This window comes from Streptomyces sp. MGP-P1, assembly GCF_057766565.1.
Genome location: NZ_JBYMEM010000007.1, coordinates 2047636 through 2064474 on the forward strand (window position 1 = coordinate 2047636; position 16839 = coordinate 2064474).

Sequence of the window (16839 nt, forward strand, 5' to 3'; positions counted from 1 at the left end):
AGCCTCATTCTCACAGTCGGCAGGAATGACGGTGCGTATCGCAGACGAGGGGTGCGCCGCGCAGTTGCAGCGTCGGTGTACCGGTCCGTGGAGGACTGGACCGGGTGCAGGACACATCCCGGATGCTCCGTGGCGCCGGCAGAGGGTGCGGCGCACCCGCTTCGCCCTTCATGATCGTTCTTGATCCGCATCATGTGGTGCTCCAGCCTGCCGGACAGCGCCGAAGGCCCCACCGTGCCCCCTCGCTCCGCCGCCGGGCAGACGACCTCCGCGCCGCCGGCGAGATCCGTTCCCTTGCCTGCGCCGGCACGACGTTGACGCTCCCGATGCAGACCGCGGCTTGGGGCTTGGGTGCAGGTCGCATGCCGTGAGCTGCTCCTGTCGGCCTGCGGGAATTGCTGTGCAGATCAGCGCTGCATGAACCGGATGTCGGGGTACTGGCGTTCGTCGGCAGGCCATGGAACGGCCCACGGCTGGTTGTCCCCGTCCCGCAGGAGGGTGACGATGTTGCGTCCGTCATACAGCTTCTCGAGGGGATGACCCGTGACATAGGACAGAACCTGTGCGTAGTCGCCCACATCGAAGGGATCGAAGACAAACTTGGTGGACATGCCCTGGAGGGGCAGCGTCATGACATCGAGGTAGTTCTCACCTGCATACAGAAGATGCTTGGGGACGCGGTTGAACAGGGTAGTCATGTAGGCGGCCAGGGCAGCCACCTCACGGAACTGCTGCGGGTGGAGCACGAGTTGTTGGGCCGCCTCGAAAGCTGGAACGGTCACAGCCTGGGCGAGCGCGCCCCAGTCCTGGAGCACGGCGACGACGGCGGTCGCTCCGACTCTGATGGCGAAGAACGGGAAGTTGATGATGTCCACATAGTCGAAGCGGTGGCGCGGGTCGGTGGGCTCCTGCGCCTGGAAAACGAACACGGAGGCCGGATGCTGATCTGTTTGCCAGCGTACGGCGCCGCGAGCCGCCTGCAGCAGCAGGTGGTGCATGCGGAAGGTGGTCAGGAATTCGGGCGAGACGATGGAGCCAACCTGCGGGTCACGCCGGTCAGTGAGGAGCGATAGTTCCCGGAACATGAGGCCGTAGTAGATCTTGCCCATCCACAAGAACAGGGTGGTGGCGTCCAGGGCCGCAACCGCTTCGGGGCCCTCGGCGAAGGCGTCGCCCACGGCTTGTTCGATGCGCGACAAATGTTCGTTGTTGCAGGTGCTGCAGCAGGGAATCTTCATCTGCTTGTACGGCATCAAGGTGCCGTTGAGCAGCGTGATCTTCTCGTTCCACAGGTCGCACCGCCGCAGCAGCCACTGGGGAAGACATGCTCGTCGGTCCGGCCTCTGACAAGGTCGGCCCCGCACAGGAAGCATCGGTCCTGGGTGAGCGCTTGGTCGCGGTCCCACTGGGAGGGAAACTCTGGTATCTCGTTCTGATCGGCGCTCTGTGACACGGGCCGACCCTAGACCAGTTGGCGAGCCTTACGGGTAGGGCGGCGGCGCGACCGGCCGCGCCAGACAGTTCAAGGCTGCCGGACACGTCGTGACAAGTTCTTTGAACCCTTGGCGTCCGTCCTACGACCGGCAGCCGCTCTCCGCGGCTGCGTCGAGCGGGACGCTACGCCGCCTTACTGCGCGGATCGGTGTCCGACATTCGAAACCGCGCCGCCCGTATCCGATTGGACGCGTCGTCATGTCGTCGGCAGAACTCTCTCTTGCTGCACGGGCGTGACACCAGGAACTCTGGCTCGTTGCTCAGCGTGGGCCGCCGTCTGCGTCGGCCCCGGCTTTAGACGCCATCTCATTTGGTGAGTCTGCGGTAGCAGATGAGGGTGCAGGCGATGCTGGTGAAGGCTAGGAAGTGGTCGGCTTTGCGTTCGTAGCGTCGGTGGAGGCGGCGGCAGCCGGCGAGCCAGGCCATGGTGCGCTCCACGGTCCAGCGATGGCGGCCCAGCCGTTGCGAGGACTCGACTCCCTTGCGGGCGATGCGGTGGGTGATGCCGCGTTCGCGTAACCATTGCCGCAGGTGGGCGTAGTCGTAGCCCTTGTCGGCGTGGAGTTTGGCGGGCTTGCGCCGTCGCCGGCCGCGGCGCGAGCGGATTGGCGGGATGCCCTTCACGAGGGGGATCAGGGCCTGGCTGTCGTGCAGGTTGGCGCCGGAGATGCCGACGGATATGGGCAGACCCGACCTTTCCGTGATCAGGTGGATTTTCGAGCCGTACTTGCCCCGGTCGACAGGATTCGGACCTGTCAGGTCCCCCTTTTCAGGGCTCGCATGTTCACCGAGTCGATCGCGCACCGCGACCAGTCCAGCTCGCCGCGGGCACCCAGTTCGTCGAGGACCAGGCGGTGGAGCTTGGCCCACACCCTGGCCTTCGACCACTCCGAGAACCGCCGGTGGGCGGTCGCGCCGGACGGGCCGAACGACGCCGAAGGCAGCTGCTGCCAGGTACAACCCGATGTCGCCACGAAGACGATCGCCGCCAGCACTTCCCGGTCGCCGTGCCGGCGCCGGCCACCGCCCTGCGGCCGCGACGGCGCCTCCGGCACCACCCGCTGGAACAACTCCCACAACTCGTCCGGCACCAACCGCTCAACGATCCCCACCATGACTCACAGAATACCGAGTCGCCCAAATGAGATGGCTTCTTAGTGCGTCCTGCCCCGTGAGCGGGACACACGATCAAACGCCGAAAGTGGCAGGGCAGCGACGCAGATCACCGGTGCTGGCTCGTACCTTGACGCGCACCAGGTCACGGGACGATGTGCGCGCCACGAAGGGACACGAGCGTTATGAACCCCAACCACCGTGACAAGCAGGCGGCGAAGGCCCGCCGCGAGGCGGACGGCCGCCCGTATGCTGCGCATCTCGCCGACGTCCGGCGTGAACGTCTGGAGCACCTTGGCCGCGTCGAGCACGAGGAGTTCGTGTCCGACAAGCTCAAGGCGGACAATCCGATGCCCGCGGAACTCCCGTTGCTCGTGCGCCACCACATCAGCGAGATTAACCGCTATTTCTGCGACGTGCTGATGCACGCCTATCACGCCGACACTTACGCGGCATGGGCACGGATCGCGCTGTACCGGCTGACCGACGCTCTGGAGCACTTCCATCTGATGATCGGCACGACCGTGGCGCACCTGCAGGACAACCACATTTCCCCCGACCGGATCCGCACCTACGTCCAGGCCCACACCTATAGAGACGTCGAGGCGTTCGTCACCCCGAAGGCCAAGGAGCACCTAGACGGCCTGATCGGCAGGAACGAGACGGCCGACGGCAGGCAGCACTCCGGCATCAGCCATCACATCGGGCGCCGCATCGCAGAGCGCACCGGATGGGCAGAGCCGGACCGCGAGGACACCCCGGAAGCGTTCCTCGCCGTGCTCTACAACAACTATCCCGACGACCCGCAGGCCTTCGGCGCCCTGCCCGAACACATCCGGGACTGCGCACTCAAGACCGCGCCGCACTCCCTGGTGACGATCTCGGACGACGACGAGAGCTGACCCTTCGGGCGTAGCCCGGTGGGCGATGGTCTCTAGCACCACCGGGCTACACCGCTTACGCGGCAGGACCGGACCGGGAAACCACCTGGTCACGGGCCTGCCGCCTGAGACCCGCGAGGGGTCGAAGGGGCCGAGGGCCGAACTTTCGAAAAAGCCACTGTCGAGGAGTACGTCACGGGCCGGGGCGACGACGGCGAGTTCGACGACACCTGGGCCGATACCGCCGGCCGCCTCGCCGAAGCCGCGGAACTCGAAGCGGAGAAGACCTGCGAAGCCTGTGGTGAGCTCGGACGCGCCCGCTCCACGGCGACCAACACGGCACCTGGATCAAGGCCCTTTGCGATGGCTGCAGGGCAGTCCCTGGCTCCGCTCTATGTAATTTCGCGATCGGACAAGCGAAGAAGTGAGCACATTGGTTCGAAAACATTCGACGCTCCAAGCCAAATTGTGGTCAATTCCAAAGAAGGGTCGCCATCTCTGGGCAGAGGGTGCTGCCATGGGTAAATGGGCGGCACAACGAGGGCAGTGATCCCATCGGAGTCAAGCCACCTTGACCAGTTGGCCATTGAGTACGACGGGGATATCACCGAGCGGGATCGGCTACGGCTCGATGACGACTGGCCTCGTCGGTGGAGTTCGTCATGGCGGGTGGGTGCTGGCGAAGTCTGTTGGCCGATCCGAGACATGGCGCACGTGCCGGTGCTGTCGTCACGTCCGATGCGGGGGTTCACATGGCGGGCGAAGCAGCGGCATCGCCCCGGCCTGGAAGTGATGGCCTCAACAGGCAGGCAACACGGCTTCGAGTCGCTGGAAGAGATGCGCCTGCTGGTCGCGCTGGACTTCTTGAGGGCATCGGAGGTTCTGTCGCAGCCGTTCCGGCTGGATTTCGAGCATGTGGGCGGACATGCCTGGCACATCCCGGACTTCCTGGCTGTGATCGACGGCGGGATGTGGCTGCTGGACGTCCGGCCGATGAAGCTGATCAAGAAAGAGGACGCACTGAAGTTCGCGGCGGCCAGGGAAGTGGCGGCCGCCTGCGGCTGGCGGTACTCGGTGATCGCGGGCTGGCGTCCGCATGTCTGGAGCGTCCTTGATCACCTGTCTTCTCGCCGACGGCCGGCGAGGGACCTGCTTGGCATGCGAGACCAGCTGCTCACCGCTGTCGGCGGTCAGCCGGGACGGATTATGACGTTCTGCGAGCTAGCGGACTCGACCAGCGTGCCTGCCGTTGGCCGGGCGAACATCGTCCGGCGGCTCTGGCACCGCGAGCTCGGCGTTGACCTGGGCAGTCCTTTGCGGGACAGCTCGCTGATCTGGGCGGTGTGATGGCAGTCAGGGGCTTCTTGCAGATCGCACCGGGCAGGCGGGTCGCGCTCAACGGCATCGAGTGGACGATCGAAGCCGTCCACGGTCAGTTCGGCCGGCTCGTCCTCACGGACGACGACGGCCGCACGGAGACCCGCTCGTTCCGCTGGCTCATCAACCATCCCGACCTGCGGCTCCTGCCGAAGGCCGAAGCGTCGGGGCCCCCGTCGCCAGTCGCCCAGCAGCCGAGGACCCTGGCTGACCTGACAAAGGACCAGCTGGAGCGGGCCCGGCTGCGGGCTGCGCACGTGCTGGAAGCCGAGACGGGGTTCCGGGAGGGCCACCCGGCTCGGGCCCTGCCGGGTGAGCCCCGGCCTGCCTACGACCCGGACAGCACGACGCTGACCGAGCGCCGCCGCTTGAAGGCTGCGGAGATGGAGGCGTTGTTCCGTCCGGAGGCGGTCCGGCTCGGCCTGCAGCATCTCAGCTACCGGACACTGATGCGTCTGTCGGGACTGTCCGGCGACAGTCTCCTGCTGGCCTGCGCGGACGGGCGCTGGACACGGCGACGCAGCGGGCACCGCAGCATCACCGAGGAGGTCCGGGAGGCGATCTTCGCGGTCAAAGCCGAGTGCCGCGAACGCGCTGGCCTGAGCCTGGCTGCCAGGCACCGGTTGATGCACCAGTACATGCGCGAGCGGTTCCCAGCCTTCCCGACGGAGAGAATCCCTTCCCGCTGGACGTTCGCGACGGTCTGGGAGGAGTGGTTCGGGCCCGGCGGAGCCCGGCCTCGTTACGGGCGAACGGCTGAGGCCGCCGCAGAGGCCGGGGTCTCCGGCCGGGTGGTGGTCCATCGGCCGGGCCAGGTTCTGGTGCTGGACTCGACGCCGATGCCGGTGAAGCTGCGCGAGACCGTCTTCGGTGATGCGGTCACCGCGACGCTCACCCTCGCGCTCGATCTCTACACGCACGGGCTGCCAGCCTTCCGGCTGACGCTGCAGTCCGACACCTCGGTCGATGTCGCGATGCTGCTGCGGGACGTGATGCTGCCGCTTCCGATGCGGGACGGGTGGGGCGAGGACATGGAGTGGCCCTACGCCGGGGCTCCGGCCGACGTGATCGCCGAGTTCACCGGGCATAGGGTCGCCGCCCTGCCGTTTTTCGCGCCGGAGACGGTCACCACCGACCACGGCGGCCCCTACAAGAACCACGACCTGGTGGAAGCCGAGCGGGAGATCGGCTGCCGGATCCTTCCTGCCCGTGTCCTGCGCCAGACCGACAAGTTCGCGGTCGAGCGCCAGTTCCTCACCGTCCAGACCATGCTCTTCGAGCACCTGCTGGGTTTCACCGGCGGTGACGTCGCGGACCGCGGGGCCGACCCGGAACGCGATGCGAGCCTCACGCTCGCACAGGCCGAGCACATCATCGCGACCTGGATCGTCCAGATCTGGCAGAATCGCAAACTCGGCGAATACGCCCCGAGTTGGGCGCCGGGCGAGGATCACAGCCCCAACACGCTGTTCGCCGCGGCGATGGAACAGGGTGGATTCGACCTGGACTTCCCCGAGCCGAACTTCTACTACAAGGTCCTGCGCAAGCACCACGTGAAGATCCATCCGCGTCGCGGTGTGAAGATCCTCGGGCTTTGGTATCACGACCCGATCCTTGACGATCCGCGGTTCCAGCAGCCCTCCACCCGAGGCGGCAAACACGCACGCCAATGGGTGGTCCGCAGCGACCGAAGGGACCGCCGACAGGTGTTCCTCCAGGACGACGCCGACCATGAGACCTGGCACATCCTGCGCTGGCGAGGGCTGCCTCCCGACGGCGAGATCCCCGCCTTCTCGGACAAGATCGCAGGCGCCCTTCTGGCGCACGTGAAGGCGAACAACATCAGGATCCACTCCGAGAGCGAGCTCCTGAAGCACCTACTGGGGATCCTCGGCTCGGTCACCCCCGTTGACCAGTGGCCTAGCCAGGCCAAGAAGAAGGCCGGAAAGAAGCGGCGCGTCGCCCAGGCCCGCGAGATCACCCGAGCACAGGCCGCTGCGGCCGACCGCCTCGCCGCACCGACACCGACACCGACACCGACACCCGCAAACGAGCAGGTCCAGGCGGAGATGCCCGTGGCCTGGGCCGAGCACGCCCGCACGATCGACCACGTCGTCGACACCGACCGGCGCCGACGACGCGAAGAAGCACTTGCCGGCACCATGCCTGTCGCACCGGCGACGCTGCACGCAGCCCTAAACCGGCGCCGCATGTTCCGGCTTCCGCCTCCCGACGACTCGGAAGCCGACACAACGGTCCGGGAGGACGACACGTGACCCAAGCTCTCTATCACGACAATTCGGTGGAGGGCCTGCCTTCACGAGCCAGGATCGCCGAGTTGATCCTGAGCAGCCGCCCGTCCCTCGACACCTACGCCGGCTGGCAGTACTACCGCACCCACTGCGATCTCCTCGTCCCTGCCACCGTCATCCCGCCGAAACAGTGGTCAATGCTTCCCGAGAGCCGCCAGTACGACTACGACCTCTACCGAGAGCTGACGAACGCGAACCTCCCGCTGCAGGACACCCCCATGCACGACAAGGTCGGCAGGCTGATCCGACGCCGGTTGAGCGGCAACACGAGGAAGAAGAACGATCCGACCCGCGCCGGCGTCATGATCAGCGGCTGGGGCAACTACGGCAAAACCGCGTCTATCATCTCAGCCGGGGCCGTCTTCGAAGACCAGTGGCTGGAACTGCACAGCCACCTCAACCCCGGGGCCATTCAGGGCACTCGGGACCTTCATGCGCCGGTCGTCTACGTCTCAACCCCGGTGACCGCGACCCCTAAGAGCCTTTGCGCATCGATCCTGGCCTTCTTCCGGGCCCAGACCCGCAAGTCGGCCACGTTGCCGGAACTGGTACGGCAAGTCACCGACTCCCTCCACGACCACGGCGTCAAAGCGCTGATCCTGGACGACATCAGCCGGCTGCGCATGCACCGAGCCGACGACCAGGACGTCCTCGACCTGATCCGGGCCTTCATGAGCCTGGACGTCACCCTGATCCTGACCGGCGTCAACATCCCCGGCACCGGACTGCTTCGCGAGGCCACGTGGAACAAGAAGACCCGGCAGTGGGAAATGCCGCCGCTGGAGTCGACCCGCATCCACGGCTTGGAGATCACTCAGACCGAGCACCGCTTCGAACTCATCGAGATCGACCGCTTCCGCTACACGACCCCGGAGCAGATCCAGGCCTTCGTCAATCACCTGGAGGGAATCGAGCAACACCTGCGGCTCTTCAACGCGCAGGCGGGCATGCTCACTGGCGGCACCATGCCGGAGTACCTGATGCGCCGAACCGGCGGTGTCATCGGCCTGCTGGGACGCCTGCTCGAAGACGGTGCTCAAGAGGCCATGGAGTCCCAGAAGGAGCTGATCGACGAGAACCTCCTGGACGAGATCGTGCTCCGACGGGACGCGCCCGAGCAAGCGCCGGACGAGCCCGTGATCCCGGCCGACCCGCCGGCCGCTGACAAGAAGACCGCGCGGACGAAGCGGCCCCGGAATACCGTCTTCGATGACCACGGCCCGACCGCATACACAAGGTCGTGAGGAGTAGGGCCGTGATGCATCCGCTACCCCGGAGCCTCGAACCCGTGGCGGGAGAATCCCTGGTCGGCTACCTGCTTCGGCTAGGGCACCGCCTCGACCTCTCGCCCCTGCACCTAATCCGTGCGGCGGGCTGGACCAATCGCGTCTCCAACATTGTGCTGCTGAACCTCTCCCCGCCACAGGCCCAAGCGTTCGCCCTGCTGACGAAGCAGACAGCCGGGGAAGTCTCGGCGCTGACGCTGACGCAGTGGCGAGATCGATATCCGCCGATCGCCCGGTCCATGACCAACCCGGGACGGATGATGCCCGACACATGGCTCTACTTCGGCTGGCCACGGTTTTGCCCCTCCTGCTTGGCAGGCAACGGCACCCCAGCCCAACGGCTGCACGGTGGGGCCTGGCGCAAACTCTGGCATCTGCCCGTCGTCTTCGCCTGCGTCGAGCATCAGACTTACCTAGAGGCCAACTGTCCGCACTGCGGCCAGCCGCACGGCAGACCAGGGCGGCTGATTCAGCGCGTCAACGACCACACTCTGCATCCAGCGCAATGCCGGTGGACGATCGACGCCCAGACGCCGAAGAGGAAGTCCTACGCTTGCGCCGGCCGACTCGACCACCGTGCCGCATTTGCCCACATTGGTCGGCCACAACCGACTGCCGACGTCCTCCGTTTCCAACGATCTCTCCTGTCCCGACTGGCGTTGTCGACTCCAGCCAAGGACGCATCCGAATACTTCACCGACCTCCGGCTGGCAGCCGCGCTGATCAGTACGACCTGGCCGCAGAGCTGTCACCTCTTCGACGCCGACACCTCAGAGCGAATCGACTCCTATTCGCGGAACCTGCACGGCGGTGAGAGCGGAAGGCACTACTACCAATGGGTACGCGACACGCCACCGCGCGACCCCGTTACCTGCGGAGCCCTGCTGATGGCCGCAGATCGGCTGCTTTCAAGGCACGATTTCCCTGCCCTTCTGGCAGATCTCACACACGCTGCCTTCACCGCCTCCAACCAGCCTCGAAGCCGAACACCATGGGTCGTTGTCTATGACCGGCACGAGAGCGACTGCTCTGAGCGGCTCCGCCAGGCAGCCGATCCTGGGACGCGGCTGTTCCGCCGGGTGCGCAGAGGAACCCCCCTCCAAAACGGCTACCGGCCTGAGCACATCCCGGCATTCCTAGAGTCGGACTGGTATCAGCGCCACCTGGCCAGTACCGGGGGCTCTGCATCCAGGCTCGTACGGAGGACCGCCGCCGCCCGACTCGTCCAGTGGGCCATGGGTGGATCCCTCGATGACGCCGCAAAATTCCTCGAGATCCCGCTCGTCCAGACAGCCTGCTTCTCCGGACGTGATGCTCGGTGGTCACTGAGGAGTGGCTGCAACCCTGTTGAGTTCGACAGGGCTCTCCGCGCACTCGCCACAGAACTGCACTCACCACGCCAACCGCCGATTGACTACCGGCGCAGGCGACAGACTCTTCACGAGTGGGTACTCAGCCCCGACACTTGGAATGCACTGGTCCAGGGCCTACATCGGCCCCTCCATGCCACCCGGATCGACCTCGGCGATCGAAAACGTCAAACGGCATCCGTCTATGTCTGGACCCTCGTCACACAGGGCGAGCACCTCTTCGCTCCGCGGCCGCTCGAAGCCGCACAGCCTCCCGAAGTCGCGCAGCAATGGGCTCGGCGTCGGAACACAACATGGTTCCAGCTCGCTCGTCCCGATCCGATGAGTCATTACGCTGCATTGCGTCAAACTCTGGCTGAGTACGCCCAACAACTTGCCCGGGACATCGACTCAGACGCTGACCAGATCACCAACCCCCCGACACTCACACACAGCAAGCATCCGTGTCCTTGATGTGCCAACTATCCCACTCAAGATGTGCCAACAAGAATTCTCCAAGCTGGCCTGACCTGCGCGGCTCAGACCGCGATGTGCCAACTAGGAATCTCGGTCACACCGGGCCGCTGCCCGCAGCCGGTACATCGTTGCATAAAAGTGCGTCGATGCGTATAGTCATGCCATCGATCAGGAGGGTTACCGATGGTGGTACGAGCAGCAGTGGCAGGGGCGAGCGGCTACGCCGGCGGGGAGTTGCTCCGTCTTCTGCTGGCGCACCCGGACGTCGAGATCGGCGCCCTCACCGGGCACTCCAACGCCGGGCAGACGCTCGGCTCGCTCCAGCCGCACCTGAGGCCCCTCGCCGACAGGGTGCTGGAGCCCACCACCGCCGAGGCGCTCGCCGGGCACGACGTCGTCTTCCTGGCGCTTCCGCACGGCCAGTCAGCCGCCGTCGCCGAACAGTTGGGGCCGGAGGTCCTCGTCGTCGACATGGGGGCCGACTTCCGGCTGAAGGAAGCCGGTGACTGGGAGACGTTCTACGGGTCCCCGCACGCCGGGACCTGGCCGTACGGGCTGCCCGAGCTGCCGGGCGGGCGGGCCGCGCTCGCCGGGACCCGGCGCATCGCCGTGCCCGGGTGCTACCCGACCGCCGTGTCGCTCGCGCTCTTCCCGGCGTACGAGGCCGGCCTCGCCGAGCCGGAGGCCGTGATCGTCGCCGCGTCCGGCACCTCGGGTGCGGGCAAGGCGGCCAAGCCGCATCTGCTCGGCTCCGAGGTGATGGGCAACATGACCCCGTACGGCGTCGGCGGCGGGCACCGCCACACGCCGGAGATGATCCAGAACCTCAGCGCCGCCGCCGGTGAGCCGGTCACCGTCTCGTTCACGCCCACCCTCGCGCCCATGCCCCGCGGCATCTTGGCCACGTGCAGCGCGAAGGCGAGGCCCGGCGTCAGCGCCCAGACCCTGCGGGCGGCGTACGAGAAGGCGTTCGCGGACGAGCCGTTCGTGGACCTGCTGCCCGAGGGGCAGTGGCCCGCCACCGCCGCGGTGTACGGCTCCAACGCCGTCCAGCTCCAGGTCGCGTACGACGCGGCGGCCGGGCGGATCATCGTGATCAGCGCCATCGACAACCTCGCCAAGGGCACCGCGGGCGGCGCCCTCCAGAGCATGAACATCGCCCTCGGACTCCCCGAGGACACAGGTCTTTCGACGATCGGAGTGGCACCGTGAGCGTCACGGCAGCACAGGGGTTCGTCGCGGCGGGCATCGCCGCGGGAATCAAGGAGAGCGGCAACCCGGACCTGGCCCTCGTGGTCAACAACGGGCCGCGTCGCGCCGCCGCGGGCGTCTTCACCTCCAACCGCGTCAAGGCCGCCCCGGTGCTCTGGTCGGAGCAGGTGCTCAAGGGCGGCGAGGTCACCGCCGTCGTCCTCAACTCCGGTGGCGCCAACGCCTGCACGGGGCCCCAGGGCTTCCAGGACACCCACGCCACCGCCGAGAAGGCCGCGGAAGTGCTGAAGGGCCACAGCGCGGGCGAGATCGCCGTCGCCTCCACCGGGCTCATCGGCCTGCCGCTCCCCATGGACAAGCTGCTCCCCGGCATCGAGCAGGCAGCCGCCGCGCTCAGCGAACACGGCGGTGAGAAGGCCGCCATCGCCATCAAGACCACCGACACCGTGCACAAGACGGCCGTCGCGGGCGGCGAGGGCTGGACCGTCGGCGGCATGGCCAAGGGCGCGGGCATGCTCGCCCCGGGCCTGGCCACCATGCTCGTCGTCCTCACCACCGACGCGGACGTCGAGAGCCCCGCGCTGGACGCCGCCCTGCGCGAGGCCACCCGGACCACCTTCGACCGGGTCGACTCCGACGGCTGCATGTCCACCAACGACACCGTGCTGCTGCTGGCCTCCGGCGCCAGCGGCATCACCCCGGGACAGGGCGAGTTCGCCGAAGCCGTACGGGCCGTCTGCGCGGACCTGGCCCGGCAGCTCATCGGCGACGCCGAGGGCGCGTCCAAGGACATCCGGATCGAGGTGATCAACGCGGCCACCGAGGACGACGCCGTCGAGGTCGGCCGGTCCATCGCCCGCAACAACCTCCTCAAGTGCGCCATCCACGGCGAGGACCCCAACTGGGGCCGGGTCCTCTCCGCGATCGGCACCACGCGGGCCGCCTTCGAGCCGGACCGGCTCAACGTCGCCATCAACGACGTCTGGGTCTGCAAGAACGGCAGCGTGGGCGAGGACCGCGAACGCGTCGACATGCGCTACCGGGAGGTCAGGATCACCGCCGACCTCGCCGCCGGCGCCGAGTCGGCCGTCATCTGGGCCAACGACCTCACCGCGGAGTACGTCCACGAGAACAGCGCGTACAGCTCATGACCACAGCGCGGAAGCACACCGCACTCCCGAAGGCGCAGATCCTCATCGAGGCGCTGCCCTGGCTGACCCGGCACCACGGCAGGACCGTCGTCATCAAGTTCGGCGGCAACGCCATGATCGACGAGGGCCTGAAGGCCGCCTTCGCCCAGGACGTCGTCTTCCTGCGGCACGCCGGCCTCAAGCCCGTCGTCGTGCACGGCGGCGGCCCGCAGATCAGCGCCCAGCTCGACAAGCAGGGCCTGGTCAGCGAGTTCAAGGCCGGGCTGCGCGTCACCACCCCCGAGGCGATGGACGTCGTCCGGATGGTGCTCGCCGGACAGGTCCAACGTGAGCTGGTCGGCCTCCTCAACCAGCACGGGCCCCTCGCCGTCGGCATGACCGGTGAGGACGCCCACACCATCACCGCCACCCAGCACCGGCCCACCATCGACGGCGAGCTCGTCGACATCGGCCGGGTCGGCGAGATCACCGCCATCGACACCGGGGCCATCCAGGCGCTGCTGGACGACGGCCGCATCCCGGTCATCTCCTCCATCGCCCGCTCCGCCGACGACCACCACGTCTACAACGTCAACGCCGACACCGCGGCCGCCGCACTCGCCGCCGCGCTGAACGCCGAGACGCTGATGGTCCTCACCGACGTCGAGGGCCTGTACGAGGACTGGCCCAACAGCGACGACGTCATCAGCCGGCTCACCGCGAGCCAGCTGGAGAAGCTGCTGCCCGAGCTGTCCAGCGGCATGGTCCCCAAGATGCAGGGCTGTCTGCACGCGGTACGCAACGGCGTCGAGACCGCCCGCGTCATCGACGGCCGCGTCCAGCACTCGATCCTGCTGGAGATCTTCACCGACGAGGGCATCGGCACGATGGTCGTGCCCGACGCCCCCATCGACGTACACACAGGGCCTGGACAGGGGGAATCATGACTGGCACGGAGACCGGCACAGAGACCGGCACGGAGACCGCGGGACTCACCCGGCGGTGGCAGGGCGCACTGATGGACAACTACGGCACGCCCCGGCTGCCGCTCGTCCGCGGCGAGGGCGCCTACGTCTGGGACGCGGAAGGCACCCGCTACCTCGACTTCGTCGGCGGTATCGCGGTGAACGCCCTCGGCCACGCCCACCCCGCCGTCGTCGAGGCCGTCTCCACCCAGATCGCCTCCCTCGGTCACGTGTCGAACCTGTTCATCGCCGAGCCGCCCATCGCGCTCGCCGAGCGGCTGCTCCAGCTCTTCGGCCGTCAGGGGCGGGTCTTCTTCGCCAACTCCGGCGCGGAGGCCAACGAGGCCGCCTTCAAGATCGGCCGGCTCACCGGGCGCCCCCACATGGTCGCCACCGACGGCGGCTTCCACGGCCGGACGATGGGCGCGCTCGCCCTCACCGGCCAGCCCGGGAAGCAGGAGCCCTTCCGCCCGCTCCCCGGTGACGTCACCCACGTTCCGTACGGGGACGTCGCCGCGCTGCGGGCGGCGGTGACCACCGACACCGCGCTGGTCATCATCGAACCGATGCAGGGCGAGAACGGCGTGGTCGTCCCACCCAAGGGCTATCTGGAGGCCGCCCGGGAGATCACCCGGGCGACCGGCACCCTGCTCGTCCTGGACGAGGTCCAGACCGGTATCGGCCGCTGCGGCCAGTGGTTCGAGCACCAGGCCCACCAAGGAGTCGAGCCGGACATCGTCACCCTCGCCAAGGGCCTCGGCGGCGGACTGCCGATCGGCGCGACGGCCGCCTTCGGACCGGCGGCCGACCTGCTGCAGCCCGGGCACCACGGCACGACGTTCGGCGGCAACCCCGTCGCCTGCGCCGCCGGACTCGCCGTCATCGACACCCTCGCGGCCGACGGCGTGCTCGCCGACGTCAAGCGGCTCGGGGAGAGGATCCGCGACGGCGTCGAGGCGCTGGGACACCCGCTGGTCTCCCACGTCCGCGGCGCGGGCCTGCTGCTGGGTATCGTGCTCACCGGACCCCTCGCACCGCAGGTGCAGCAGGCGGCCCAGGGAGCCGGCCTCCTGGTGAACGCGCCCGCCCCCGATGTCGTACGGCTCATGCCGCCGCTGATCATCGGTGACGCGGAGGTGGACGCGTTCCTGGAGATCCTGCCGAGCGCTCTCGACGCGGCATACGGGGACGGACGATCCGGAGCATGACCCTCCGGAGAATGAGGCGACGACGATGACCGAGGCGCAGGAATCCGAGCACGGCGGGCCGTCCGTGCCGCAGACCCGCACCGCCCGCCACCGCCGGATCGTGGACATCCTGAACCGGCAGCCGGTCCGCTCGCAGAGCCAGCTGGCCAAGCTCCTCGCCGACGACGGGCTGAGCGTCACCCAGGCGACGCTCTCCCGGGACCTCGACGAGCTGGGCGCGGTGAAGATCCGCAACACCGGCGGCGAGCTGATCTACGCGGTGCCGAGCGAGGGCGGATTCCGCACCCCGCAGGCCCCGCTGGGCGGTTCGGCCAAGGAGGAGCGGATGCGCCGGCTCTCGGCCGAACTGCTCATCTCGGCGGAGGCCTCGGCCAACCTCGTGGTGCTGCGAACCCCGCCGGGCGCGGCCCAGTTCCTCGCCTCGGCCATCGACCAGGCCGAACTGCACGACATCCTCGGCACCATCGCGGGCGACGACACGCTGATGCTCATCAGCCGCGACCCGAACGGCGGCCAGGCGCTCGCCGACCACCTGCTGAGGCTCGCTCAGAACGACCGCTGAACCGCCCCGTTCAGTAGCGCGTGATCGCGGTCGGGCCCCAGGAGGTGCCGATCGCGATGTGCGGTTCGCGCTCCGGGTCCGCCCAGGCGAGGATCTCCGCCATGGCGTCGGCCGGGACCGAGACGCACCCGGCCGTCGCCCCGCGCCCGTTCACATGCAGGAAGATTCCCGCGCCCCTGCCCCGTACCGGACGGTCGTAGTTGAAGCCGATCACCAGGGCGCGGGCGTACTGCGTGCCGTAGGAGACCAGGTGCTCGGCCTCCGCCGCCCGGCAGTCCGCCGGACGTGGCTCCACCCAGCGGTTGTACGCGCGCGCGTCGTTGTCCTGGCACCACCAGGAGTCCTCGGTGACCTCGCGGTACGGATACGTCGTGCCGGCCGGGGCGTCCTCGGTGCCGAAGGCGTACGGCAGGTCGTACAGGCCGGTGGGCGTGGTGCCGGTGCCCTGTTCCCGGGCCGCCCCCTCGGCCAGGCCGCCTCCCCCGAACCGCGCGGGAGCCGACCCGGCCTCCGCCCACCGGCCCCCGCGCCGCTCCCACCAGGTCACGGTGCCCGTCGTGGAGCCGGTGTCCGTGGCCTCGGCGGTGATCAGCTGGGAGCCGCCGCCCGTGTCCGCCAGCCGGTACGGCAGGGGAGGGGCATCGGTTCGGCCGGGCCCGGCCCCGAGCGAGCCGGCCAGGGCGAGGAGTACGGCGGCGGTCACGATTGGTCTGCGCATGCTCCGGACCGTACGGCGGCCGGCGGGCCCGCCCCACCGGACCTGCTCCGTACGGCCCAGCGGCTCACTCCGGACGGGGCGGGCTCACTCCGGGAGCGCGGCCGGCAGGGGTGGCAGCGGGAGCGGCAGGCCCGGCAGCCCGTCGATGCTCGTCGCGATGTCCTCCTTCTTCGCGAAGTAGGCGCTGAGGCTCTCGTCGTCGTCGCGCCGGAACCGGTCCGCGTGCAGCGTGCGGTCCTCGTCGTAGCTCAGGAACGGCACGCCGAACCCGCAGGTGTCGCGGATCAGTTCGGCGGTCACCACGATGATCGCGCGCAGTCCGTGCGAGGCCGGGTCGACACCGGAGAAGCGGGCGAGGAGCCCGGGGAACCGGGGGTCGTCACGGAAGACCGGCTCGCCGCGGCCGTGCACGCGCACGATGTTCGGCGGCCCCTGGAAGGCGCACCACATCAGGGTGATGCGGCCGTTCTCCCGGAGGTGGGCGACGGTCTCGGCGTTGCTCCCGGCGAAGTCCAGGTAGGCGACGGTCCGCTCGTCGAGGACGGCGAAGGAACCGGTGAGGCCCTTGGGGGAGAGGTTCACCGTGCCGTCGGAGTCCAGCGGGGCGGTGGCCGTGAAGAAGATGCGCTGTTCCTCGATGAAGGTTCTGAGCCGTCCGTCGATGCGTTCGTGCGTTTTTCCCATGAGGTGATCATCGCCCCCGATCCGGGCGATGAGTAGGGCATTTCATCATCCGGACCCGGTACGCGACGCCT

The 16839-nt window shown here is 68.2% G+C and carries 14 protein-coding genes; 10 read left to right on the top strand and 4 right to left on the bottom strand.

Annotated elements, in window-relative coordinates:
* Nucleotides 1-407: 407 nt before the first annotated feature.
* Both AC3CH1_RS30740 and AC3CH1_RS30745 read right to left on the bottom strand, forming a co-directional pair.
* The gene (locus AC3CH1_RS30740; RefSeq protein ID WP_488465866.1) at nucleotides 408-1253 is read right to left on the bottom strand and encodes a hypothetical protein; all 846 of its coding nucleotides are present in this window, start codon (nucleotides 1251-1253) and stop codon (nucleotides 408-410) included.
* A gap of 547 nt (nucleotides 1254-1800) precedes the next feature.
* Nucleotides 1801-2609 (bottom strand): IS5 family transposase gene (locus AC3CH1_RS30745; RefSeq protein WP_488460925.1). Its coding sequence is split into 2 segments (ribosomal slippage): nucleotides 1801-2261 and nucleotides 2261-2609, totalling 810 coding nucleotides; the frame shifts between segments, so codons are not numbered across the junction.
* 183 nt (nucleotides 2610-2792) lie between these two features.
* Here AC3CH1_RS30745 and AC3CH1_RS30750 point away from each other — a divergent pair.
* The 10 genes from AC3CH1_RS30750 to AC3CH1_RS30795 all read left to right on the top strand — a co-directional run bounded on the left by AC3CH1_RS30750 (nucleotide 2793) and on the right by AC3CH1_RS30795 (nucleotide 15366).
* Nucleotides 2793-3509 carry a hypothetical protein gene (locus AC3CH1_RS30750; RefSeq protein WP_488465867.1) on the top strand — a complete coding sequence of 239 codons (717 nt, stop codon included), beginning with the start codon at nucleotides 2793-2795 and terminating at the stop codon, nucleotides 3507-3509.
* A 684-nt stretch (nucleotides 3510-4193) separates the two neighbouring features.
* Entirely contained in the window at nucleotides 4194-4835 is a 642-nt protein-coding gene (locus AC3CH1_RS30755) for a TnsA-like heteromeric transposase endonuclease subunit (protein WP_488465868.1), read from the top strand.
* On the top strand, nucleotides 4835-7141 hold the full coding sequence (locus AC3CH1_RS30760; RefSeq protein WP_488465869.1) for a transposase: 2307 nt from the start codon (nucleotides 4835-4837) through the stop codon (nucleotides 7139-7141). The genes AC3CH1_RS30755 and AC3CH1_RS30760 overlap by 1 nt, the downstream gene beginning before the upstream one ends.
* Nucleotides 7138-8421, top strand: coding sequence for a TniB family NTP-binding protein (locus AC3CH1_RS30765; RefSeq protein WP_488465870.1), 1284 nt, complete (start codon nucleotides 7138-7140; stop codon nucleotides 8419-8421). The genes AC3CH1_RS30760 and AC3CH1_RS30765 overlap by 4 nt, the downstream gene beginning before the upstream one ends.
* A gap of 14 nt (nucleotides 8422-8435) precedes the next feature.
* Nucleotides 8436-10286, top strand: a complete 1851-nt coding sequence (locus AC3CH1_RS30770; protein WP_488465871.1) for a TniQ family protein — start codon at nucleotides 8436-8438, stop codon at nucleotides 10284-10286.
* Between the two features lie 186 nt (nucleotides 10287-10472).
* Nucleotides 10473-11501, top strand: a complete 1029-nt coding sequence (gene argC / locus AC3CH1_RS30775; RefSeq protein WP_488465872.1) for an N-acetyl-gamma-glutamyl-phosphate reductase — start codon at nucleotides 10473-10475, stop codon at nucleotides 11499-11501.
* Entirely contained in the window at nucleotides 11498-12652 is a 1155-nt protein-coding gene (argJ, locus tag AC3CH1_RS30780) for a bifunctional glutamate N-acetyltransferase/amino-acid acetyltransferase ArgJ (RefSeq protein ID WP_488465873.1), read from the top strand. The genes argC and argJ overlap by 4 nt, the downstream gene beginning before the upstream one ends.
* Nucleotides 12649-13578, top strand: coding sequence for an acetylglutamate kinase (gene argB, locus AC3CH1_RS30785; RefSeq protein WP_488465874.1), 930 nt, complete (start codon nucleotides 12649-12651; stop codon nucleotides 13576-13578). Before argJ ends, argB begins: the two co-directional genes overlap by 4 nt.
* Nucleotides 13575-14804 carry an acetylornithine transaminase gene (locus tag AC3CH1_RS30790; RefSeq protein ID WP_488465875.1) on the top strand — a complete coding sequence of 410 codons (1230 nt, stop codon included), beginning with the start codon at nucleotides 13575-13577 and terminating at the stop codon, nucleotides 14802-14804. The genes argB and AC3CH1_RS30790 overlap by 4 nt, the downstream gene beginning before the upstream one ends.
* Nucleotides 14805-14829: 25 nt before the next feature.
* Nucleotides 14830-15366, top strand: coding sequence for an arginine repressor (locus tag AC3CH1_RS30795; protein WP_006123291.1), 537 nt, complete (start codon nucleotides 14830-14832; stop codon nucleotides 15364-15366).
* Nucleotides 15367-15376: 10 nt separating this feature from the next.
* On the opposite strand, the gene AC3CH1_RS30800 is transcribed toward AC3CH1_RS30795, so the two are convergent.
* Together AC3CH1_RS30800 and AC3CH1_RS30805 are read right to left on the bottom strand one after the other, a co-directional pair.
* Nucleotides 15377-16084 (bottom strand): L,D-transpeptidase family protein, encoded by a 708-nt coding sequence (locus tag AC3CH1_RS30800; RefSeq protein WP_488465876.1) that lies wholly within the window; start codon nucleotides 16082-16084, stop codon nucleotides 15377-15379.
* 84 nt (nucleotides 16085-16168) lie between these two features.
* On the bottom strand, nucleotides 16169-16768 hold the full coding sequence (locus AC3CH1_RS30805) for a pyridoxamine 5'-phosphate oxidase family protein (RefSeq protein WP_488465877.1): 600 nt from the start codon (nucleotides 16766-16768) through the stop codon (nucleotides 16169-16171).
* Between the last annotated feature and the right edge of the window lie 71 nt (nucleotides 16769-16839).